The 21,866-nt window shown below is 48.8% G+C and carries 21 protein-coding genes and 1 pseudogene; all 22 read right to left on the bottom strand.

What is annotated here, in order from left to right; genetic code table 11:
• Positions 1-69: 69 nt before the first annotated feature.
• On the bottom strand, positions 70-930 hold the full coding sequence (locus LZD49_RS26390; protein WP_234670701.1) for a phage minor head protein: 861 nt from the start codon (positions 928-930) through the stop codon (positions 70-72).
• Positions 930-1,310: a hypothetical protein gene (locus LZD49_RS26395; protein WP_234670702.1), complete on the bottom strand. Its 381-nt coding sequence runs from the start codon at positions 1,308-1,310 to the stop codon at positions 930-932. Before LZD49_RS26395 ends, LZD49_RS26390 begins: the two co-directional genes overlap by 1 nt.
• Positions 1,303-2,715, bottom strand: coding sequence for a phage portal protein (locus tag LZD49_RS26400; protein WP_234670703.1), 1,413 nt, complete (start codon positions 2,713-2,715; stop codon positions 1,303-1,305). Before LZD49_RS26400 ends, LZD49_RS26395 begins: the two co-directional genes overlap by 8 nt.
• Positions 2,716-2,728: 13 nt before the next feature.
• The gene (locus LZD49_RS26405; RefSeq protein ID WP_234670704.1) at positions 2,729-4,039 is read right to left on the bottom strand and encodes a PBSX family phage terminase large subunit; all 1,311 of its coding nucleotides are present in this window, start codon (positions 4,037-4,039) and stop codon (positions 2,729-2,731) included.
• Positions 4,014-4,622 (bottom strand): terminase small subunit, encoded by a 609-nt coding sequence (locus LZD49_RS26410; RefSeq protein ID WP_234670705.1) that lies wholly within the window; start codon positions 4,620-4,622, stop codon positions 4,014-4,016. Before LZD49_RS26410 ends, LZD49_RS26405 begins: the two co-directional genes overlap by 26 nt.
• On the bottom strand, positions 4,582-4,821 hold the full coding sequence (locus tag LZD49_RS26415) for a hypothetical protein (protein WP_234670706.1): 240 nt from the start codon (positions 4,819-4,821) through the stop codon (positions 4,582-4,584). Before LZD49_RS26415 ends, LZD49_RS26410 begins: the two co-directional genes overlap by 41 nt.
• The gene (locus tag LZD49_RS26420; RefSeq protein ID WP_234670707.1) at positions 4,821-5,009 is read right to left on the bottom strand and encodes a hypothetical protein; all 189 of its coding nucleotides are present in this window, start codon (positions 5,007-5,009) and stop codon (positions 4,821-4,823) included. The genes LZD49_RS26415 and LZD49_RS26420 overlap by 1 nt, the downstream gene beginning before the upstream one ends.
• Before the next feature lie 79 nt (positions 5,010-5,088).
• Positions 5,089-5,532 (bottom strand): hypothetical protein, encoded by a 444-nt coding sequence (locus LZD49_RS26425; RefSeq protein ID WP_234670708.1) that lies wholly within the window; start codon positions 5,530-5,532, stop codon positions 5,089-5,091.
• 425 nt (positions 5,533-5,957) lie between these two features.
• Positions 5,958-6,221, bottom strand: a pseudogene (locus LZD49_RS26430) (HD domain-containing protein); the annotation flags it as partial.
• 12 nt (positions 6,222-6,233) lie between these two features.
• The gene (gene rpiA / locus LZD49_RS26435; protein WP_234670710.1) at positions 6,234-6,911 is read right to left on the bottom strand and encodes a ribose-5-phosphate isomerase RpiA; all 678 of its coding nucleotides are present in this window, start codon (positions 6,909-6,911) and stop codon (positions 6,234-6,236) included.
• A 57-nt stretch (positions 6,912-6,968) separates the two neighbouring features.
• On the bottom strand, positions 6,969-7,133 hold the full coding sequence (locus LZD49_RS26440) for a hypothetical protein (protein WP_234670712.1): 165 nt from the start codon (positions 7,131-7,133) through the stop codon (positions 6,969-6,971).
• Between the two features lie 12 nt (positions 7,134-7,145).
• On the bottom strand, positions 7,146-7,751 hold the full coding sequence (locus LZD49_RS26445; protein WP_234670715.1) for a T9SS type A sorting domain-containing protein: 606 nt from the start codon (positions 7,749-7,751) through the stop codon (positions 7,146-7,148).
• Between the two features lie 41 nt (positions 7,752-7,792).
• The gene (locus tag LZD49_RS26450; RefSeq protein WP_234670716.1) at positions 7,793-9,022 is read right to left on the bottom strand and encodes a hypothetical protein; all 1,230 of its coding nucleotides are present in this window, start codon (positions 9,020-9,022) and stop codon (positions 7,793-7,795) included.
• Positions 9,023-9,036: 14 nt separating this feature from the next.
• The gene (locus tag LZD49_RS26455) at positions 9,037-10,227 is read right to left on the bottom strand and encodes a hypothetical protein (RefSeq protein ID WP_234670717.1); all 1,191 of its coding nucleotides are present in this window, start codon (positions 10,225-10,227) and stop codon (positions 9,037-9,039) included.
• 85 nt (positions 10,228-10,312) lie between these two features.
• Positions 10,313-10,726, bottom strand: a complete 414-nt coding sequence (locus tag LZD49_RS26460; RefSeq protein ID WP_234670718.1) for a hypothetical protein — start codon at positions 10,724-10,726, stop codon at positions 10,313-10,315.
• Positions 10,727-10,753: 27 nt separating this feature from the next.
• On the bottom strand, positions 10,754-11,920 hold the full coding sequence (locus tag LZD49_RS26465) for a hypothetical protein (protein WP_234670719.1): 1,167 nt from the start codon (positions 11,918-11,920) through the stop codon (positions 10,754-10,756).
• 52 nt (positions 11,921-11,972) lie between these two features.
• A complete protein-coding gene (locus LZD49_RS26470; protein WP_234670720.1) occupies positions 11,973-13,139 on the bottom strand; it encodes a hypothetical protein in 1,167 nt (388 codons plus the stop codon).
• Positions 13,140-13,288: 149 nt separating this feature from the next.
• The gene (locus LZD49_RS26475) at positions 13,289-13,891 is read right to left on the bottom strand and encodes a T9SS type A sorting domain-containing protein (RefSeq protein ID WP_234670721.1); all 603 of its coding nucleotides are present in this window, start codon (positions 13,889-13,891) and stop codon (positions 13,289-13,291) included.
• A gap of 330 nt (positions 13,892-14,221) precedes the next feature.
• Positions 14,222-15,286 (bottom strand): NADH:flavin oxidoreductase/NADH oxidase, encoded by a 1,065-nt coding sequence (locus LZD49_RS26480; protein WP_234670722.1) that lies wholly within the window; start codon positions 15,284-15,286, stop codon positions 14,222-14,224.
• A 114-nt stretch (positions 15,287-15,400) separates the two neighbouring features.
• A complete protein-coding gene (locus tag LZD49_RS26485) occupies positions 15,401-17,134 on the bottom strand; it encodes a RagB/SusD family nutrient uptake outer membrane protein (protein WP_234670723.1) in 1,734 nt (577 codons plus the stop codon).
• A 15-nt stretch (positions 17,135-17,149) separates the two neighbouring features.
• On the bottom strand, positions 17,150-20,581 hold the full coding sequence (locus tag LZD49_RS26490; RefSeq protein ID WP_234670724.1) for a TonB-dependent receptor: 3,432 nt from the start codon (positions 20,579-20,581) through the stop codon (positions 17,150-17,152).
• Between the two features lie 154 nt (positions 20,582-20,735).
• The gene (locus LZD49_RS26495) at positions 20,736-21,833 is read right to left on the bottom strand and encodes a FecR family protein (RefSeq protein ID WP_234670726.1); all 1,098 of its coding nucleotides are present in this window, start codon (positions 21,831-21,833) and stop codon (positions 20,736-20,738) included.
• Positions 21,834-21,866 lie beyond the last annotated feature (33 nt).

The following is a 21,866-nucleotide window of genomic DNA, read 5'->3' on the forward strand; positions in this document are numbered from 1 at the left end:
GATTTTCTTGCTGATCGCAAAGATTAGCAACCAAACATGTCAAACTTTAACCGCTTATCTATATACGTATTAAAAAATTGGTTCTTTTGGGAAAATATCTTCGTGATCATCAGCAGGTAGGTAGGCAACGCAGCACCGGCAGTTGCAGCACTCCTTTGCGCCGCCGGCCGGATCACCCGGGTGATCCATCAAAGCATCACCTACCTTGAATTTATCACTGAACCCGATCGGGTCGGGATTCTTCCAGTGGGTATCGCGAACGCGCGAATCCCTGGTATCGATCCATACCTTTACGAGTTTGAGACCAGTTTCGATAGCCTGCTGTTTGGCGGCCACATTGGCCACGTAGGTGGATTCAGTTCGGGCAATCAATCGAGCCCTGGCCTCGCTGAACTTGCCGCCCATTTCATTTTGGATCCTTCGGGCCATAGCGCTCGGCCTGACCTCTTCCTTTACTGCACGACCGAGGACAGCGCGGAGTTTCTTTTTAAGCGTATTGGCAATGCTGGTTACACGGCTTGCTACGTCCAATCCATACACCAGGTTCTTTAATCGTTGCAGCCAAGCCGGATTGAAGAAACCAGCACCAAAGCCAGCATCGGCAGAGGCCGCGGCGACTGGCTTCAAATCTATCGGAGGCAATCCCCGGTCTTTTTTCTTACGCTTATTGAATTGAGCCTGGCACCACGCCTTGTGCGCGGTACCGACATAATAGTAAAACTCGATAAAGGCCTGCTCAATAAACGGGCGACTAATCAGCACATCCACCGAGGCCAGAGCAGCCGCAGCGCCTTGCTGGGAAGCCAATTCGATAACCGGCTTTAACGTCTCAGCGATCGCACGACGAAAATGCACGACGCCATTGCGCTCGTACTTCGCATTCTCCCGGGCATACCTACGCCAATAATCCCTACGTTCGTCGTTTGTCATTACAACCACACTTGAAGCATTGAGGTAATCCTCAGCTCTTTATATTCTTCTCGCCATTCGCCCACAGTCCAGCGGTTATTGATCACGCCATTATGATAAATCCACACAAACCACATGTTCTTTTGATCGCTCGTAGTTCGTAAAAGGCACGGCTTATCTGTTTGGGAATCAAATTTTACCCAACCCTCGGAAGTGTTGAAACCCAGCTTTTTAAACGCCTGCACAAATTCAGGCCCTCGCCATAAATCCTTTTTGGGACAAGCAGCCAATAGTTCACTTGCAGGAAGCCCAGTCAGTACACCGATGTAATATCGGTTATCTCGCTCCGGACGATTCCAGTCGAGCTCATAAGTCCCCGATGAGAATTGATTATTATTCATCGCCCTGATCCAGGTTATCGTAATTATTGCCCGGATTACCATGGAAGCTTTCCAGACCCAGGTCATCCAATACCTTCTTACCGCTATTGACCAGTATCTTGTTATTATTCTCACCCTCCTGAGCACCCCAGCCCATCGCCTCACGGTTTTCATTTGCCGTAAGCGGAACAAGATCAAGCCATTTCGCCTTCTTCTCGCTGTCCTCCTGCAATTCTGCAAAATGGTCGTAGTTCACACCAATTACCAAACCACCAGTATCATCATGTGAGGGCAGGTACCAGGTATTCAATGAATCGCACATTCCTTCAAGCTCCGGCACTACCGCATCTGTAAAACTGGATTTCCTTGCCTCAGCGACGTTATTAAAAGTAGACTGCTCCGACCATCCGAATATTTCCGGCTTTACGTGCCAAGCTGCACAAAAATCTATTTTGGTCACACTTTGAGATTGAAGCAACCCCAGATCCTGAGGAGAAAAACCAAGGCGAAGAGAACCAAGTGGCACGTCATTGATCATGATACTACCCTGCTTCGACTCATTGATCTTTCTGTTCCATGCGTCGCGCGTCTTTTGGAACATCTCGTAATTGACAGCTGCATACTCAGGAAGCGCAGCAGGAAAAACAATATCTCGGATACCCTTTTGCGCATAAATCTCCGCCTCTGTCAATGTACCCTCGTTGTGCTTTTTAAGAATCGCGCGCAATGCATGCAAGCGGGACAATCCGTAAAGGAACTGCGTTTCGGTCGTGTAGATCGGTGAGAAATTGCGGAGACTGCACACGTTCGCCGCATCAATCTCTACTTCGGGATTTGTCCGGAGAAACCACTTACTGACAGGATTTGTCACACCGCCCGATTTAGCTACCATGTGATGCGCCGGCGGTAGATATATCTCGCGAATCTTTCCTGTCGTCGGGTCATCAACACTGCCAGCACGCACGCCCATCCAGTGGCCCGCACCAATAATATCCTTGTACATAATCGTACCGTAGGCGAATTCAGCCCAGGACATTATAGGATTTGGCCGATCAAATATTTTAGTGATCTCTGGCCGGTCTACCTCAACCATTGCCGACTTTTGAAGGATCCTTACAGCTGACATACTCTCAGGCGTAGCACCTTTCAAAAGGTTGCGCATTTGCTTGTACATCTTCTTATCGCGCACCTGGTACAAAACAAATGGGGCCATTGCGATCTTCTGGCACTTCCAGTCCTGTATCGTAAAAACGGCATGGTTCCCGAGGAATCCTTTGTTAAGAAACTCCTCGCCCTCTGCATTGTACATGACCACCTGCCCATTCGGCTGCCACTTTAATAGCATTTCCATTGGCCGGCTTGCCAACGGCGAAGCATTGACACGGATCGTGTCCTGCTTCGCCTTCCAAATATCGAATACTCCCATTTTGTTGATGATTTTAGTCTCCTCGACCACCGACTACTTTTATACTTAATGTGCTGAAAACCACGTAGCGGATCGCATCTATAAGGTGGTTCCACGCGTCAACCGGTGTTTTTGACTTCTTATCGTGCCACACATAATTGTTCAATTCCTTGATCAGGTTGAGGCTGGACGGATCAATCACAAGCTCATAATCCAACATCATTGCAATACCTGCCGTCAAGCTACCAGGCGGTTTCAATGCCTCCCGGATATTTACCCCGCCTTCCCTGACCTCGACGATCAACCGCGGTTCCGCGCTATCTGCATAGATCAGGCTACCATTGGTGAGCTGCTTATTCTTGTTGATGATCTGGCTGGTCCGCAGTCCAGGCTCATACAACAGCTCCTTGCAAAATATCTTCTTCCTTCCCCTGTCAATGCTTACCCTTACCAGTGTGGTAGGATCGGAGCTGAACCCGTAATCCTGACCAAAAATCGATGGCGCAATCTCCTGGAATGCTCCGATAGACCAGTTCTCAAAGACAACACCTTCCGCTTTCGCCAGCCAACCACCAAGGATCGTATACTTGAAGTAATTGGCCTTCTTCCTTATCAGAGGATCACAATCGATCTGCTCCCTTGGCGTCAGGCGGCTGTAATATTCATACGCCTTCCGCTTGTCTTCAAAGTCGATCCAGTTGGCGTCATCGATGTACTCCCGCTCGATATCCAGGTATGTCGAATGGATGTAGAGTACCTCGTCCTTGATTCCATTGAAGCCTTCCGGAACACCTCTACTTTCAAAGAACTCTTCGTAAATCCAGTGCTCCTTAGTAGTCGGGTTCAGGATCAGGATATTCAGGTTCCGGACATCCTTTGCCCTGATCGACTTTGTAATCTTGTCCCAACTCTTAAAATCCGGCATCTCCTCTGCCTCTTCCAGGATAAAAACCGAGAAGTTTTTCAAGGATTTCAGGTTCGCCGTCTGGTTCCCCGAGCTGGTTTTAATCCCCTTGAAAACGATCTTACTCTCATTTGAGGCGCCAGATATCCGGTCTTTCCTGACCACAAATGCCTGAGGGCAATTCAGTATCCCGATTTTCTCTTCGAATTCAGGAATGATAGAATCCTCAGCTGAGGAAAGCGTGTACCGTGTGTATAGTATCCTGTGGTTGTAATCCTTTGCCGCAACACATGACCACGTACCAACAGCAAAAGACTTTTGCGAGTAGCGCCCACCGGTAATAATAACCTTGTTTACCCGGGAAAGCGCGCTACCAGGCTTAGCGTCTAACCATCGAAAAAGTGGATCATACTTTTCACTCAGTACTACTTGCTTCGCCATGTGAACCCTTTCCGAAAACGATCTCGGTTTTCTCTATCGGCAGGCCGTTAGAAGTGTGATCGATCGTTTTCTTATCGATCAGCTTACCATGCATTTGAAGCAGCGTCTTGACCGCGTCCTTGGCGTCGTGGATTTCTATCTCGGTATGAACCTCCGTTATAGGCACATCCTCGCCATAGGTCTTTTTAGTCTGCTTCATTTTCTTAATCAGGTGCATGCTCCGCTGCGCCGGAAGGCTGGACAAATCGAGCGAGACATTTCCGAAATCATCCAATACCAAAAAAGGGGTGAAATTACCCCTAGCAAAGTCCGACATGCGGATTAGCGCCTCATTGGCAGACATTGAGAATTCCTTTACCCGGTCATCAATGGCCTTTTTTATATTAGGTTTTCTAATGTTCTCACTACCAATGACCGCCGCAGTTCGTTCTGAGTAACCAGCACGGATACACGCAGCTGTTGCATTGAAATCTATGGTGTACTCCTCGACAAAGCGCTGCTGCTTCAATGTCAGCTTTGTTCCTTCGGTCGCGGTTTTGCGCTCACGCTTTGCCTTTGTCCGGTTCTTCTTTTTTAGGGCCATCAGCAATCAACTTATAACACATAACCACTGCGAAAAACGCGGCAACCACGCAATTCACCACCGGAACAAACATCGTATACGTCAAAATCCTGACGAAAACATCTTTCATGTCTTCACTCAGGATCATCAAAAGGAGAGCTATAAAACCTGCTGATATCGTGTAGCAGATCGAAAAGGCAATAATCGTCGAGGCTTCCATTAGGCTATCTTGGTCATTTTGCGGACTGCGAAAAATTTATCGACCAGGATCACGCTGCCATCTTGCTTTGTGATAAACATTGTGGACTCACCCTCGGTCGTCTTTTCCTCAGCCACGCAGCGCACCTCAACCATAAAACGGTCACCATCGCAGGCCTCGTTTAAAATATCAATCTGGTCTTTCGTCATGTTGAAGAAGGAGGTAAAGCAATAAAGAGCGGATACAATCCGCCCCTATTGTCACAAAACCAAACACAAAAAAGAAAGCTTATCGGGCATTCACCGCCACCGAACTGAACTTCGTGGAAGCAGTTCCGGATCCCGTAATGCCTACCCTGTAATACAGGTAGCGCCCCGGCTTTTCGGTGAAAATTATTGTCTGCGGAGTAGATGCGTTCGCCAGGTTCAGCGAATCGACAGCAGCCAGTGCAGCACCCTCCTTTACACGTACCCATGCAACCTTGTCATTCGACCCAAATAACCGGACGACACCAGCAGTCGTCCCGGAAATTTTCGTAGCCGTCACTTGGACCGTTAGGATGTTCCCAGCATTGGCGCTTTGGAAGAGCTGATACTTGGTTGTCGCATTAACGACCGTATCAATCGTAGTAGAGTTCACCTCTGACTTGAACTTGGAGACTCCCTTCTGCTGGGCAAACGAAGACAGCGCAAGGAGCACCATGCACAGCGAGAGAAAAATGGACTTTTTCATCTGGTCGAAAATTTTTTAGCTTTGTTGATATTCGTGAAGTGAACACGAAGTACCCCAAGTCAAAAAAACTTTCAAATTTTTTGACAACAATTATTTACAATTTCCCCTCAGCAACCAAAAAGGCCCCGATACTGTCCACCGGATTTTTGACATGTTTCCTGACAGCTATAAATCAGCGTATTAGGGATATTTATTTGTTAAGTGTAGTTAAGAACAAAAAGCCGTCAGACAAGATCCGACGGCTTTTGTAATTTATAAGCACCCATTAATATTCTCTGTCGATATTCACTGTCAGGTAATGCGGCAAAGTTTTCATCACCACATTCAACGACACATTATTCCTGCCCTGCGCTGCTTTGTCGGACAGGTAATAGTTGTAGTTTTTGAAAAGATAATATGCGATGGCGCGGTTGAAGTCGTCCTATCTACAGCTTGGAGAGGTATACCTTAGGTCTCAGAGATTGAATTTCAGGTTCAGCGAATCCACACTGTCTTCTAGCCCGCCTACTGTGGTATGGAGTAGATAAGGTCACTGTCCAGAGCAATTTCAGATTCCGCATCATTTCCGTTACCGGCACATCGCCGGCCTCCGCCTCGATGAGGTCATGTATAACGATCACTTTCAACAATTTAGCCATATCCGTGGACTGTTCCAGATGAGGCAATACCGCTATGAGCGACATACGCCAGGTATGCTCGGCCTACTTCTCAAACGTCAGTGTACCACCATCCACCCCCATGATAACGCGCGTAGCAATATTGATAAATAACCCATGCTCTACGACGCCCACCACCCGGATCAGTTCGTCTGCCAACAAAACCGGATCCTGAATAAGCCCAAAATCACCGTCAATCAGCAAGTTTCCCTGTTCCGTAATCAATGGCTTGCCGTCTACCAGCCTGATTTTACCTGTGCCATTCAGCTTTTCCAGTTGTGCCAAAACATAGTTTTGCGCATAGGGAATCACTTCGATTGGCACCGTGAACTTTCCGAGAAACTCAACCTTTTTGGTAGAATCCGTAATGATAATCTCAGCTTTAGACAGCGAGGCCACTACTTTCTCTTTCAACAAAAAGCTCCCGCCACCCTTAATCAGCTGCAAATCTTCCGTAAACTCATCGGCTCCATCGATCGTCATGTCAATCGAATCGACTTCTTCAATTTTCAGCAAAGGGATGTTCAGGGACTCCGCCAGCTCCCGGGTTTTTTCAGAAGTCGGCACGCCTTTGATATCCAGGCCCTGCTTCACCAACTCTCCAATTTCCGCAATCGCGATATAAGCCGAGCTGCCAGAGCCGAGGCCGATGATCTGGCCGTTGGAAAGATATTTGACCGCTTCTTTCGCAGCTAGTGTTTTTTCGTTTTTCAGGTCTTTCATGCAATGCAAATTCTGATGTGTCTTTTTGCTCCGTCTCAATCCTTCATCTTACTTATATTATGAATCAAATAAAAGCAATTTTGCTAAAACAACGTTGCTAAACAGCAATCCGGCAAAATCGCCCGTATCCAGGTGTGGTAAGGAAGCTACTTTCAGGTCACAGGTTATCGATAAAGCAATAAAGCGACCATTCCTATCCGGAACGGCCGCCTCGAAGTTCATAACAGTTAAATTTTACAACTTAACAATCTTCCTGACTTTTCTTTGCGACGGTGTGCTTAAAACACAACTGTATGTTCCTGAGGTCAGGTGCTGTCCTTCCAGACTGACCTTATGAAGTCCTCGGGCCTGATAGCTATCTTGAAAAACCCTGGATATCAGAATACCACTGTCATCGTACACCAACAGGCTGACCTTGGAATCCTCTGGCAGCCAGTATTGAACCTCTGTGCTTTTGATAAACGGGTTGGGATAATTATTGATCGATAACTTGTTCTGATCAAACTCGACTTCCATTTTCACCGGGCCGGCTTCTTCGAGCACAATGTCCCGCTGGTCCGAATTTACTTCTTCGATCTTGCCATGAAACTGCGCACCGTTGGTAACGGAAAAACCCGGTTCCAGAATAATGGCCTGTCCAGCCACAGCGACCAGACTTCCCGATTGCATTTGTACGTTCACATTCATGATCTTGCGGGCCTTTACCAGCTGTGAACGGGACGACAATTTCGTGAGTACTACCTTGTCCGGTATATATTCAAATTCCGTAAGCTTACCCTGAGCATGGCACAAACAGCCTGCCAACAAAAAAAGTGATAAGAACGTCAGAGACTTTTTCATAGTGATGGTCATGTGGTCATTTACCTGAATTCTCCTGGCAACTAATTACTACGTCTCTTTAATTCTTCCATACGCACAGATATCTGGTCGATTTTCTTGTCCAGCTCCGTCAACAGGTCTTCGTTACTTTCAAGCTTTTTGTTTTGTTCAATCATGTAGAGTGTAAGTTCCTCTATTTTCTCCTGCTGTAAGCGGCTCATTTCGCCCACATTGATACCCCATTTTTCAACTTCTTTTGCCGCCGGGATGTTGGGTAAATGGCCATTGGTTTTGATAAATGCTTCTACTTCGTTGAGGCTTTTTAATTTGTAATCATTTGCGAAGACATAATCGGCCCAGGCACCGGCACCTGTAATGACCAGCTCTCTTGTTACCAAACCACCATCGACAAACATCTTATAAGCACTCACATCTGTGGACGTGGTACCAACCATCACGGAATTGGGTAAAGCCATTATTCCTACACCCACCCGGGTGTTGAACACCAGCTTGCCAACATAGCTTGGACTTGCAGTAGGGAATTCACCGTAGATCAACGGTGTGGCCGTGTTGCTGTTGGCAATATAGAGTTTGTTGCTTCCCGTTTCATTGTACCCCGCCTGATTTCCGAGAAACACGTTGTAGGAGCCGCTCGTTGTTGCTGGGCCAGGTCCTGAACCGGCGCCAAAGCCAATTGCCACGTTATAAGAGCCGCCTGCATTGTAATAACCGGCCGCGCGCCCCACGTAGGTATTGCCGTTCGCGTTAGTCAAAGCACCCGCCGAAATGCCGACGAAAACGTTGGACTGCCCCGTTACATTTCCCGCTCCCGCAGAGTTCCCTACAAACGTATTGAATTGCCCGGTGGTAGTCGCAGCTCCAGCGCTCTGGCCTAGCATGGTGTTTCCATAACCTGACGTATTCGCTGCCCCGGCAGAGCTTCCTGCGAAAAGATTGCTGTAACCGGACGTGTTAGCTTTACCGGAATTCTGACCAAAGAAAGTGTTCCACTTACCCGTCATTGTTACGTTGCCGGCATTAGGCCCTACAAAAGTATTCAAATCTCCGGCTGCGGTTTTTCTAATGCCCAGAAACTTGTAATTGGCGATAGACACATATCCGGAATCGCTCTCGATAGAAATTTTCTGCTTTACGATTACATTGTCTGAAGTAAGTTTCAGAGCCAGCCCCGTCGGGGTCGTTACCTCGTTTTGTGCATAAAGCTGTGACGAAAGCGCCACGAGAGAAAATATAGCCGAGAGTCTCAAGTCTTGTAAATTAATGTTTTTCATGCTAATCAGTATTTTTAAAACCGGTCCATTTCTTTCAATAGCTTTATTACCTGCGCTTTTTTGGCTTCTATTCTGCCTTTCTGCCCATCCATCCTCTTGTTCTGAGCAATGACGTAAAGCGTCAATTCTTCGATCTTCTCTTGTTGCAGACGCGTCATCTTACCAACATCGATCCCCCATGCATCCACTTGCCCTGCCGATGGCACCTTGGGCAGGTGCCCGTTTACTCTGATAAAAGCTTCGACCTCATTCAGGCTTTTCAGCGGGTATCCTTCCTCAAAAACATAATCCGCCCAAGCCCCGGCACCCGTCAGTATATGATTCCGTGCAACCATCCCACCGTTTACAAACATTTTAAAAGCCGAGACATTCGTGGATACAGTCCCGACCATTACCGTAGTTGGGAAAGTAGTAACCCCTACCCCGGCGCGTGTATTGAAAATCAGCTTACCGACATAGCTCGGCGATGCGGTGGGAAACTCGCCATAAATGATCGGTGTCGTCGTATTACTGTTGGCGATGTAAAGTTTGTTATCGCCGGTCTCGTAATAGCCCGCCCTGTTACCGATCAGGATATTGCCTGCGCCGTTGGTATTCGTTGCTCCTGTTCCCGATCCAGCACCAAAGCCGATCGATACGTTTTTGGAACCGCCTGCCGTGAAGTAATTGGCGGCCCGGCCTATGAATACATTCGCTGATGAGTTGTTTTCGTAACCGGTGCTCAGACCGAGAAAGACATTGGATTGGCCGCTGATCGTCGAATGGCCCGCACCCGACCCGACCACCGTGTTGAAGTATCCACCTGCAAGAAGTGCTCCCGCGTCCTCGCCCGCCAGCACATTTTGATATCCCGTAGTAATTAAGGCGCCTGCATTTCTTCCCATAGCCAGGTTTCCATAGCCGGAAGTAACCACCGCTCCGGAATTCTCTCCCATGAAAGCATTAGAGCGGCCCGTCATCGTGAAATTACCGCTTTTAGGCCCTGCAAATGTACTCAGCTCGCCCGTAGCTGCCTTTTTGATCCCTATCAAACGATACCCACCAATCGAGACGTAACCCGAATCGCTGTTAAGTGTGACCTTTTGCTTGATGCTCACATTGTCCGCGTCGAGGCGGAGCGCCTGGCCTGCTGGGGTAATCAGCTCGTTTTGGGCTTGGGCGGCTATTGCACAAACTGTAAAAAACACAAGAAAAGCCTGTCTCATTATTGTCATAAATTGCTCATGTCTATTTTGCAATACATTTTTACTAAGGGTTGAGAAAATACACAACCGCTTTACAAAGTTGCTTCTAGTTGGGGCATACCGCGGTCAGGTCCATGGTAATATTAAAATTATTAGTGTTTATAATCCCCCCTGTGAACCGGATATTCGAAACTGTTGTGTTCACATCCAGCGTCGGATACGGCTTTCCGGTTACTGTTGGTATCTGCACAGTGTGAGAGGGAAGGGGCACGACACCAAGCGACCAGTTGCCCGCGTTGTTCCAGCTCGCGCTCACATTGCCAGTCCAGATATTTAGGCAAGCCGAGCTAATTCCGCCAACTCTCTTGATCCGGTTCCCCGCACCATCATAAGTATACGTCACAGCGGAATCATTCACCTGGGCGGTTCTTGCTTTTGTATCTGTGCTTTGGTCGGCCTTTTCCTGCGCATGTAAATTTTGAGCTACAAAAAGCAGTATGAAGAATAAGAATTTTCTCATTGTAATGGTTACGAAATAAATTTCAAATTATCTTTCTAAGCGGCCTGCACTGGATAGTTTCCCTTCGATTTGCTTCAATTTCTCCTCCTGTAACCTGATCAGCTCTTCATTCTTGCGGATCAGTTTGTCATGTTGAATCGTATACAACGTGAGCTCTTCGATTTTCTCCTGTTGCCTGCGGGCCATGTCACCGAGGTCGAGGCCTTTGGTTTCCACTTCCCTGGCAGAGGGGATATTCGGCAAATGGCCGTTCGTTTTAATAAAATCTTCTACTTCTTCGAGGGGTTTCAGTTGATACGACTTCTCAAAAACATAGTCGGCCCAGGAGTTGCTCACGACAACCTGCTTCGCCAGCGCACCGCCATTCACAAACAATTGGTAACCCGAAACATTTATCGAACCCGCAGTGGTAGGGAATGTCGTAACACCTATTCCCACCTGGCCGTTGATAACTAATTTACCACCTGTCGTTGTAGACAATGGGAATTCCCCAGTCACAAGTGGCAAGTTCACATTGGAGTTGGCAATAATCAGCTTATCGTTCGCCGTGGTTTCATTCTGTCCCGCTCGGCTGCCAATAAATACGTTTCCGGATCCGGAGTTAGCATTTCCGGCAGACGTCCCTACCATTGTGTTATTACTGCCAGTTGAACTGGTATATCCCGCTCCACGACCAATATAGACATTGGAGCCTCCTGTGGTGTTGCTGTAACCTCCATCCAGGCCCACAATAACATTAGATGTTCCGCTCGTATTGCTCAGGCCCGCTGTGTTCCCGATCAGCACATTGTAGTTCCCACCCACATTGTTGAACCCACTTTTATAGCCAATGAACGTATTGGCTATCCCTGTTGTAGTAGCACTACCGCTGTATGTTCCAAGGAATGTATTGTTAGCACCCGTTGTAAGGGCGAGCCCGGCATTTTCCCCCAGAAGCGTGTTCCACCTTCCTGTCATGGTTAAATTACCTGCATTGGGCCCCACAACGGTATTCAAATCACCCGCAGCCGTCTTTTTTACATTAAGTAATCGATAGTTGGAAAAGAATACCTGATTACTGACCTTAAGATTCCCGCTTACGACCGTCGAATCGGCAACGACTTTCAGGCTCTGCCCTACCGGTGCCGATATCTGGTTCTGAGCTATTGCACCATGTACACATAACATCAGTGCCGCTGCACAATACGTTTTCATTTTTCCAATGGTAATTGGAAGAGTATCATTTTTTTTCATTGATCGAAGCGTTTTATTTTTCGTCCAGGACTGCATTTACCTTTTCGATTTGAGCCATTTGTTTCATTATCATTTCGTGTTGCGCCTGTATCTGCTTTTTCTGATTAATCAGATACAATGTCAACTCTTCAATTTTTTCCTGCTGGACTTTGGACAGTTCGCCCAGGTCAAGCCCTTTCGTTGCAATTTCTTTTGCGGAAGGGACGCCAGACAAATGGCCGTTCTTCTCGATAAAAGCTTCTACTTCGAGTAACGACTTTAAGCGGTAATTCTCTTCAAAAACAAAATCAGCCCACGTAGCATTGACCGTCAATGCTTTTGAAAGCATTCCCCCATTTACAAACAGTTGAAAAGATGATGTAGGGACCGAGGTGTTTGTACTGTCTATTGCCGATGTTGGAAATGTATTTACACTCATCCCAACTTTTCCATTAATGATAAACTTGCCTCCGGTTGTAGGAGAGGTTGGAAAATCACCTTGAACCAAGGGTAAGTTACTGCTATGGTTACCTATATAAAATTTGTTGCTGCCAGTTTCGTTAAACCCGGAAGATCTTCCAATAAAGACATTTCCCGACCCCAGGCTATTAAAGCCGGCGCCTGAGCCGATGAATGTATTGTTGCTTCCCGCAACATTGTAAGTGCCGGCCGCCCGGCCAATTGCCACATTAGAACCACCGGTTTGATTAGACCAGCCTGCATCCAGCCCCAAAAACACGTTCGATTCACCGCTTGTATTAAGAGCGCCGGCCGTATTGCCGACAATGACATTGTAGTTTCCGGTAGTAGATGCATTACCGCTTTTATACCCAACGAACGTGCCGCCCGTTGCAGTGCTATTCACACCCCCGCTGAACGTTCCTATGAAAGCATTATTCCTCCCAGTCGTATTGGCCAACCCGGAATTTTCACCCATAAATGTATTCCACCGTCCCGTTGTCGTCAAATTCCCACTATTGGGGCCAACAAATGTATTCAATTCACCGGCGGTGGTTTTTTGAATACCTATGAAGCGGTAAGTACCCAACGTTAGTGTTTTTGCTATTTTCAAAGGAGCCGTAATCACCATTGTATCTGTCGCAATCCTAATGGACTGTCCAGCGGGTGCAATTATCTGATTTTGCCCCCACGCGACGCCGGATATTCCGAAAAAAAGCATTAAGGGAAGGAAACTTTTCATCTGAAGGTATTTGATTTAACTTGTCAATCCGGCTATTTGGACATTACTATTAAGATTAGGGCACAAATCTCTCCGCGCATTCGGGCAATGGGGTCAATCAAGAAACTCACCATTAAGTATGCGTAATGAGGTCTCAAACGGACTCCCAATCATTGCTTAATTACTTTATGTGTCTTTTTTTCTGTTGAAGTGTTTACCGTACACAAGTATGTTCCGGATGGCAATCTACCCGATGCAAACGTCACTTTGTGCCCGCCTTTTGATTGCGATTCATTATCCAGAATTCTGGCAACCTCTACGCCTTTCTCATTGAAAACCGAAACACTCACGGCAGTCGCTTTGGGTAGCCAGTATTCGATTTGTGTATCTTCTGAATAAGGGTTCGGGTAAGCGCTCAAAAAAAGCTTTGTGTGATCGTGACCGCCATCTGTGCTAAGTGTTATATCAGAATTTACCGATGCGACATCGACCTGTTGTATTACGGAATCTATTCGAGCTACAAAAATTGCCCCTTCTGCCACGTGAAACCCTGACTCCAAGATGACACTTTTCCCTGCGATATACTCAACCGATCCGGAACGTATATTATTATACGCAGTTATTGATTGAACAGCTTTTTCAGTAATACGGGCGCCCGCCAGAGGTGTAGTTAATACAGATTTATCAGGAATTGATTGTTGCCCATAACCCAAATGGCAATAAAGTACCATACAGGCACCTGTCATGATGTGCTTGATGAAGCCGAAAGACATATAGTGAAAGTAAAAGATTTACAGATTGTTCACTGATTAGGTTGATAGTAACTTTTTGTAAACATATAACAGCAACGCCACACTAACAAGTTTTTTTCATATAAAAGTATTTTTAATTATATGTAGAAATACGTCACATGTAAATTAAAAAGGAATTTGATTTAGTTTTATTGTGTTTCACGCATTGGAGGGTGGTTTGCTTGTCAAAATTCCTGTTTCCTACTCCAAACTCAAACAATAAAATAGCCATTTGGTTAAAATACCTTTTTCAACCAAATGGCTATTTTATTTCGAAAACTGTCGGACAATTGTTTAACGAACTAATTCATTTCACCACTTCGCCCGCTCGTACTGCACCGGCCACGCAACCCCATCTTTCAAATCCCGCGCAGCTTCCAATGGAAAGTAGGGATTCCGCAAAATCTCCCGTGCCATGATGACCATATCCGCATCGCCGTTCACCAGAATGGTCTCAGCCTGGGTGGCGTTGGTGATCAAGCCGACGGTACCGGTCAGAATGCCGGTTTCGCGCTTGATGCGGGAGGCGAATGGCAGCTGATAAGCCGGGCCGACGGGAATCTGCTGGTTAATGGCGAGACCGCCCGACGATACGTCGATCAGGTCAACCCCTTTCTCTTTAAGAATATGCACGAGCTGAACGGACTCTTCGGGGTTCCAGCCACCTTCCACCCAGTCGGTAGCGGAGATGCGGGTAAAAACCGGGAGGTCTGCTGGCCAAACCGTGTGAATACCTTCGATAATGCGAAGTAATAAGCGGATGCGGTTTTCAAAACTGCCGCCATATTCATCGTTACGGTGGTTGCTCAGCGGCGAGAGGAACTGGTGCACCAGATAACCGTGCGCGGCGTGGATTTCGATCACTTTGAAGCCCGCTTGCAATGCGCGCTTTGCGGCGGCTGTAAAGTCGAAGATTATTTTTTCGATACCCGCTTCATCCAATGCTTCCGGCTTAGGATAAGTGTCTGAAAACGGGATCGCGGAGGGTGCAACGGTTTGCCAGCCGCCTTCGCTGGGAGGCACTTCGGCACGGCCTTTCCAGGGCACGGCGGTACTTGCTTTCCGTCCCGCGTGAGCGAGCTGCACACCTGGTACAGAGCCTTGCTCACTGATAAATGTCGTGATTTGCAAAAGTTTTTCGAGATGCTCGTCCTGCCATATTCCGAGGTCTTCGGGCGAAATACGGGCTTCGGGCGACACGGCGGTGGCTTCGGTGATGATCAGTCCCGCACCGCCAACAGCCCGGCTGCCGAGGTGGACCAGGTGCCAGTCGGTGGCAAAGCCATCGATGGATGAATACTGGCACATGGGAGAAACAACGATCCGATTTTTAAACTGGATGCTTTTTATAGTAACTGGCGAAAATAGCTTTGACATATCAATGGGGTTAGATTTGGCTAATATAGAAACTAATCAAAGCGCCTGTCCGTTCCGCAAAACATTACCTGCTAAAAAAAGAGGGGCTTCCTTTCGAAAGCCCCGTTATTGACATTAATAACCCGGATTCTGCCGCATATTGATGTTAGAAGTCATCTCGTTCACCGGTATCGGCTGTGCATAGTCAGTAGCGCTCCACTGGATCGGCCCACCACGTATTTTTTGGTAATAGGCTGCCTCTTTATCGCCAATTTTCCAGCGGCACACGTCGAACCACCAGTTAAACTCGCCGAAAAACTCGGCCCAGCGTTCATACTTCAACGGGTCGTTTTTCAGAACATCGTCGGAGGCCTTGGTTGCGCCGGTCAGGCTTTTATAGTCCACGGCCGAAGGTTTGTCGACCGGCAGGCTGTAAGCACGGCGCTTTACTTTATTAATGTATTCCAACGCACTTACATTGTCGCCTGTTCGGCTGAGCGTTTCGGCGTATAGGAGATAAATATCAGCCAGCCTCAGCCACAGGATATTGCTGCCATTCGCGCGGTTGATTTCCAGCTCTGTTCCATTCAGGTTGATGTATTTCCTGAAACTCCACGCTTCCATATCCAATTCATTAATATCCAGAAAATGCGAAATTGGCCTTTTCGCGCCACTCACGACCATGGAATCGACATAAGGTTGCAGGCATGCTACCCACAGCCGTGGATCGACCGTTTTGTTGGTGCGCGCGGTGATGGATTTGGTGATGTAGGCTTGATCGACATTCGAGCTATTGGGCGACGTCGTGCCGGGCTTGAAGTAATGTCCTTCGTTAAAACCAAAACGAGCAATATTTTTGGCATGCGGAAATACATTCGACCAGGCGGAAGCAATGGGCGTTCCATTCGCACCTACATAGGAAGGCGAGATCAGCGTGCCCATCATCGACCCCATCGACAGGTCGTTAGCACCCGCAAAGCTCATGTCCACATTCAAATTCAGCTCAAAAAGCGATTCGGAGTTGAACTCGTTTTGCCCGTTGAACATCGTCTTGTAGACATCGAACGACACCAGTGACTTGCCGCTTTCGCCGATCACCTTTCCCAGAATGGTTTTTGCATTCGCCCAATCCTGCGTAAACACATAAGCCTTACCCAAAAAACCCTTCACGCCCCATTCGTCAACCTTGTGCCGGTCAGTAGCAGCCGTCCATTTTTTCCCGGCAAGCAAGGTCTCCGCTTGTTTCAAATCGTTAACAATGAAATCCCAGCATTGCCGCACCGTCGACCGCGACACCTGTGTTTTGGACAGATCATCCGCTACCGTTTCCTGGATCGGCACACCCATTTTGTCGCCGCCCTGGCCGTCCACGATAAAGCTTTCTCCCCAGAAAGTGGTGAGGTAAAAGTAGTACCAGGCCCGCAGGAACAATGCCTGGCCTTTAATAAGACTAATGGCGGCTTTGTCGGCTTCATTTGCATTCTGGCCCACTTTCTCGATACCAGCCAGCAGCGTATTGCAGCGTTGAACGCCTCGCCAAAGGTCCGGCCAGATTTGGAGCAGGAAGTTGTCGCTGGGCAACGCATTGTTCTGCCCCATCTGTATCCAGTTGGGCGAGCCTTGCCAGCTCAGGTCGCAAGTGTGGTCCCACAAATGCGTGCTGTACGGCCCCATCGCACGACCGAAGGTGCCCGCCGCGTGCTGCGTAGCGTATGCGCCAGCGAGCAGCTGTTCGAGATCCGAAACCTTTTCGGGATAGGCCGATGTAGCAATCGCCGTGGGGTTTTCTACGTCTACAAAACTTTGTTTACATGCCGTCACTATCGCCAGAAAGGCCAAAAATGACAGCTTTATATAAATTTTCATCATCCTTCTGATTGAAAGTTAGAAACTGAGATTAAGGCCGAACGAAAGCAACATGGACCGCGGATAAGAGAAAATCGTGTCGATCCCGCGCGCGGTGGTGCCATTCCGCCCAAGCACTTCGGGATCGAGCCCAGAGTATTTCGTGATCGTGAACAGGTTCTGTCCCTGTGCATACACCCGTAGCCCCTGCATATGCAGTGCTGTCAGCAAATGGTTCGGAAATGTGTACCCAATTTGCAGGTTACGCAGTTTCAGGAATGAACCATCTTCCACAAAGTAGCTCGAAATTCGCCCGTAATTCGAATTCGGATCCCGGGCGAATGTGCCCGAAGCATTGGTAACGCCGATCCGCGGCTGGTCTGTCAGGCCGTTTCCGTCAAAAAATGACGAGTTGAAAATGTCGCGGGTCGAGGTATAATCGCCATAGAAATATTCGGTGTAATACTTGTTCCCATTGTAGACGTCCACGCCCTGAATGCCTTGTAGCAAGGCAGTCAGTTCAATGCCTTTCCAACCCAGGTTTAATGTCAGGCCATAGGTAAGTTTCGGCCAGGGGTTACCGATGAACGTCTTGTCGAGCGTGGTAATCCGGCCATCGCCATTGATGTCCCTGAACCGCAGGTCCCCTGCGGCGGTGCCCGCATTCTGGTAATAGATGGTGGTGGAACCGGCCGTCTGCTGCGCCGTTTCGTTCAGCGATTGCACTTCGGCATCGCTCTCGAAAATCCCGTCAACCTGATAACCGTAAAACTGGCTCATCGGATTGCCAACCTGCGTGCGTCCCGCATTCCCGTCGAGGTCGTTGCCGGCCGCGCCATCGCTGATAGGATTGTTATTGTTGCCATCGAGCTGTTTGACGAGGTTTTTATTGTAGGCAGCATTAATGGCCAGCGAATAGGTAAAGTCGCCTTTCTGGCCCCGGTAATCGGCAGCCAGCTCAATGCCCTTATTACTCATCTGGCCGATATTGGTGTAAACCGAAGTGTTGCCAAAACCCGCCGTCGGTGCCACCGGCACCTGGTAAATCATGCCTTGCGTCTGGCGGCTGTACCAGTCGAGGGTAATGTTCAATGCATTCCTGAAAAGTCCTACATCCATACCGACGTCGGTTTGCAAAACGGATTCCCATTTGATGTTCTCGTTCACCAGCTGGGCAGTCAAGGCATAACCCTTCGAACGGGAGCCGTCGAAAAGCCCCATTGCATTGGTACCGCCGTTGCCGCCGTACGACGATTGGTAGGTATACTGCGGAATGTTGCTCGTGCTGCCGAGCTTACCATAACTCGCCCGCAATTTCAGATTGGAAACCGCATGCAGGTTATCCTGCAAAAATGCTTCTTCACTCAATTTCCAGCCCACAGACGCCGAGGGAAACACACCCCATTTGTTAGCAGGCCCAAAGCGGTCGGAGCCGTCCCGGCGAACAGTGGCAGTCAGTAAATATTTGCCCGAATAAGTGTAATTCACCCGCCCAAATTGCGACAATAACCGCGTTTGCGGCAACTCCGCGCCATTGGTCACATAGCTGCCAGGGTTTGTAGTAAGCCCCAGGTTATAAGTCACATAAGGAAATCCCTGCGCTTCACCGTGCAATGTGCTCAGGTCGGATTTGTATGCTTCATAACCGGCCAGCGCTTTCAACTCATGTTTTCCGAATATTTTGTGGTAGGTCAAAACAAAGTTCGCGGTAAGGTTCCGCTGGTTGTTGATATCCCGGCCCAGAAAGGCTATGCGGTTGGCCACGATGCCATAGTCGAATGCTTCGGTGAATTTCAAATTCTTGGCATTATAAACCGAGGCCCCGAAAGTGGCACGAAAGCTGAGCGCGGGAATGATCTGCCAGTCGGCGTACACGTTGCCTTCCACGGCGTAGGTCTGGTTCGACATGTGGTTCTGGTACTCCTGCCCCAACAGGTTCGGCCCGCCAAAAAAGCTGCCCGTTTTAGCCCAGCCGCCATAGGTGTTGGTTGGGTCATAGATACCGACCACAGGTGCAGACCGAAAAGGAAATGTAGTGCTCACTGTCGGGTTCATCTCCGTCATCCAGGCGTACATCGTCTCTCCGACTTTCAGTTTCGAATTAAGTTTGTAATCCGAATTCGTCCGTAAACCATATCTTTTGAACCAGTTATCGATAATGGTGCCACCCTCTTTCTGGTAATTGGCCGAAATGTAGTAGTTGCTTTTGGCCGACGCTCCCGACAAATCCAGCGAGTAGCTTTGTTCCACACCGTTGGTAAAGATCGCGTCCGTCCAGTCGGTGTTGGGCAATGCCGCCGGATCGCCCCAACCACCCGTAGCCACGCCGAATGCAGTTTTGGCAGTATAGTAGTCGTTGGTATTCAACAATTTATACATATTCACCGGTTTACGAACGCCGTAATAGGCATTGAGGTTGATGCTCATCTTGTCCATGGAAGTACCGCGCTTGGTCGTTACCAGCACCACGCCGCCGGCAGCCTGGGCTCCGTAGATGGCCGCCGCGCTGGCGTCTTTCAAGATTTCGATGGATTCCACATCCTGCAAATTGAAGTTGTTCCCCGCCGACATCCGGATGCCGTCCACAATGTACAACGGTGCCATGCCGCCGATGGACCCCGCCCCACGGATGATAATGTCCGAACTAGCACCCGGCGACCCATCGTTACGCGTAACCTGCACGCCCGCGGCACGTCCCTGCAATGCTTCGTTCACGCTGCGCACGGGGAGGTTTTTAATGTCATTCGCTTTCACGGTCGACACGGAGCCGGTCAGATCGGAGCGCTTTTGGGTGCCATAACCTACCACTACCACTTCTTCCAATGCTTTGGTATCCACTTTCAAAGCCACATCGATCACCGTCCGGCCGCCGACCTCGATTTCCTGCGGGACGTAACCCACAAATGAAAAGATCAGGGATGCAGGACCTTCGCCGATATCGATTTTGAAAGTACCGTCGGCCTGGGTTGTGGTGCCTGTTTGCGTGCCTTTCACCAGGACGCTCACACCCGGCAATGCCGCGCCCGCCTCATCACCCACTTTTCCGGTCACCCACTTTTCGAATGCTTCTGCTTCCTCCATCCCCCCGGGCTTTCGCAGGCCCTGGCCGGTTTCTCGGGTGAGGATAATGTATCGTCCCGAAGAATTATAACTGATCCCAAGCGGTTTCAACAGCTTGTCCAGCACATTGGCCAGCGGCTCATGGTTCACCGTGAGGCTGACATTCCCGCTTTTTTGTATTAATGCAGGTTCATAGCTAAACTTTACTTTGGCCGATTTCTCGATCCTCGTCAGCGCCGTCCTTACGTCCTGGTTCACGAGCGTCACCGTCACCGGGCGCGTCAGCATTTCCTGCGCAAAACTATCCCCGGCCACGCTGACACCGAACGTCAGCATGACTAGAAAAAGATGAAAACAGGAGAATTTAACCATAGCAATTAGGATCTCGACAGGCAGTCGATGTTTTTTCATACCTTTGATCGTTTTGTGATTTTCCCGAAAAGATTTTTGCAAAACCGGTTCCCTTATCTTGCCACAGATGTCCGGGGAGCCAGTACCAGGCCGACAATGTTTCCGCATTGCCGGCTTTTTTTGTAGAGTTTCCTATGTCATATCGGTCAGGGGTTTAGGGTGATAAACTTTTGGGGCCATCCTGTTTCCCAATGAGAATACGCGCATCCACAATCTGATACGACATTCCCATGGTTTTACAGATCACGTCGAGCTTTTCATACAAGGATTCATCTTCCAGGCTCACTTGCAGCGAACGCCCATTTACCAGCTCCGGATCAAAGATAATCTCCACGCCGTAAGCGTCTTGCAGTATTTTAAAAACATCCTGCAAAGGCGTATTGTCGAAGTCAAACGAAGTCCGCGGTGCCGATTCGACGATCAGGGGCTTTTCCACCAAAGTCTTATTGAAATGCAGCTCCTGTCGCGAAAATTCCGCCTGTTGGTTAGCCGTTAGTATCAGGCCGGTAAGCCGCGCATTGTTTTGGTTCTCTTCATAATCCTGCTTCCCAAAAACCGAAACTTTGCCCGTCACCACCGAAACGATCACCTGCGGAGCACTAACGTATGCCTTTATACGAAAACTCGTGCCGAGCACTTTTGTGACGGTTTCGTTGGCGTAAATAAGGAACGGCCGCTCGGTGTCCCGCTTCACTTCGAAGAATGCCTCGCCGCTTAGTTGAACCACCCTTTCACGGCCTTCGAACCGGGCCGGGTACACCAGCTTACTGTCCGGGTCCAGGCTCACCACACTCCCGTCGGGCAACGTAATTTGCCTGACGCTCCCAGTCGCGTTCAATTCTTCGCGCATCCTACCTACCAGCGGAACACCCATTGGCACCGCAGCCACTTCCCGCGCCTTTTCCGATTTCCAAAGCCATACCCCTAGCCCTACCGCCAGCATCAGAAACGACGCGGCCACATGCCAGGCCTTCATGCGCCGCCATATCACAAAGCCCGTCGGACGCGTCCGATGGTCAACCTGTTCCCAGATCTCCTGCGCAAGCAGGTCGTCCTGTGTATTGCGGTCGTCGGTATGCAAATCCAGCACGAGTACCCTGGCTGCCAGGATTTTGTCAGTCTGTTCCGGATGTTCCGCCAGATATTGGCCCCAGAATTCCTCGTGCTCCGGGTTGGTTTTCAAAACCCAGTGCTGGAAGCTTTCTTCGAATGCAAAATCTTCAATATCAAAGTCGGCAAAATCTCCTGCCATGGCATATCGGTTTCGGTTGATATACCCTAGTGT

It is taken from the genome of Dyadobacter sp. CY261 (assembly GCF_021440085.1).
In the GTDB taxonomy this organism is placed as follows: domain Bacteria; phylum Bacteroidota; class Bacteroidia; order Cytophagales; family Spirosomataceae; genus Dyadobacter.

What these genes read in the sequence shown, in the direction of transcription:
- LZD49_RS26390 (WP_234670701.1), bottom strand. Translation starts at nt 930, where the DNA reads ATGACAAACGACGAACGTAGGGATTATTGGCGTAGGTATGCCCGGGAG.
- LZD49_RS26395 (WP_234670702.1), bottom strand. Translation starts at nt 1,310, where the DNA reads ATGAATAATAATCAATTCTCATCGGGGACTTATGAGCTCGACTGGAAT.
- LZD49_RS26400 (WP_234670703.1), bottom strand. Translation starts at nt 2,715, where the DNA reads ATGGGAGTATTCGATATTTGGAAGGCGAAGCAGGACACGATCCGTGTC.
- LZD49_RS26405 (WP_234670704.1), bottom strand. Translation starts at nt 4,039, where the DNA reads ATGGCGAAGCAAGTAGTACTGAGTGAAAAGTATGATCCACTTTTTCGA.
- LZD49_RS26410 (WP_234670705.1), bottom strand. Translation starts at nt 4,622, where the DNA reads ATGGCCCTAAAAAAGAAGAACCGGACAAAGGCAAAGCGTGAGCGCAAA.
- LZD49_RS26415 (WP_234670706.1), bottom strand. Translation starts at nt 4,821, where the DNA reads ATGGAAGCCTCGACGATTATTGCCTTTTCGATCTGCTACACGATATCA.
- LZD49_RS26420 (WP_234670707.1), bottom strand. Translation starts at nt 5,009, where the DNA reads ATGACGAAAGACCAGATTGATATTTTAAACGAGGCCTGCGATGGTGAC.
- LZD49_RS26425 (WP_234670708.1), bottom strand. Translation starts at nt 5,532, where the DNA reads ATGAAAAAGTCCATTTTTCTCTCGCTGTGCATGGTGCTCCTTGCGCTG.
- rpiA (WP_234670710.1), bottom strand. Translation starts at nt 6,911, where the DNA reads ATGAAAGACCTGAAAAACGAAAAAACACTAGCTGCGAAAGAAGCGGTC.
- LZD49_RS26440 (WP_234670712.1), bottom strand. Translation starts at nt 7,133, where the DNA reads ATGAACTTCGAGGCGGCCGTTCCGGATAGGAATGGTCGCTTTATTGCT.
- LZD49_RS26445 (WP_234670715.1), bottom strand. Translation starts at nt 7,751, where the DNA reads ATGAAAAAGTCTCTGACGTTCTTATCACTTTTTTTGTTGGCAGGCTGT.
- LZD49_RS26450 (WP_234670716.1), bottom strand. Translation starts at nt 9,022, where the DNA reads ATGAAAAACATTAATTTACAAGACTTGAGACTCTCGGCTATATTTTCT.
- LZD49_RS26455 (WP_234670717.1), bottom strand. Translation starts at nt 10,227, where the DNA reads ATGAGACAGGCTTTTCTTGTGTTTTTTACAGTTTGTGCAATAGCCGCC.
- LZD49_RS26460 (WP_234670718.1), bottom strand. Translation starts at nt 10,726, where the DNA reads ATGAGAAAATTCTTATTCTTCATACTGCTTTTTGTAGCTCAAAATTTA.
- LZD49_RS26465 (WP_234670719.1), bottom strand. Translation starts at nt 11,920, where the DNA reads ATGAAAACGTATTGTGCAGCGGCACTGATGTTATGTGTACATGGTGCA.
- LZD49_RS26470 (WP_234670720.1), bottom strand. Translation starts at nt 13,139, where the DNA reads ATGAAAAGTTTCCTTCCCTTAATGCTTTTTTTCGGAATATCCGGCGTC.
- LZD49_RS26475 (WP_234670721.1), bottom strand. Translation starts at nt 13,891, where the DNA reads ATGTCTTTCGGCTTCATCAAGCACATCATGACAGGTGCCTGTATGGTA.
- LZD49_RS26480 (WP_234670722.1), bottom strand. Translation starts at nt 15,286, where the DNA reads ATGTCAAAGCTATTTTCGCCAGTTACTATAAAAAGCATCCAGTTTAAA.
- LZD49_RS26485 (WP_234670723.1), bottom strand. Translation starts at nt 17,134, where the DNA reads ATGATGAAAATTTATATAAAGCTGTCATTTTTGGCCTTTCTGGCGATA.
- LZD49_RS26490 (WP_234670724.1), bottom strand. Translation starts at nt 20,581, where the DNA reads ATGAAAAAACATCGACTGCCTGTCGAGATCCTAATTGCTATGGTTAAA.
- LZD49_RS26495 (WP_234670726.1), bottom strand. Translation starts at nt 21,833, where the DNA reads ATGGCAGGAGATTTTGCCGACTTTGATATTGAAGATTTTGCATTCGAA.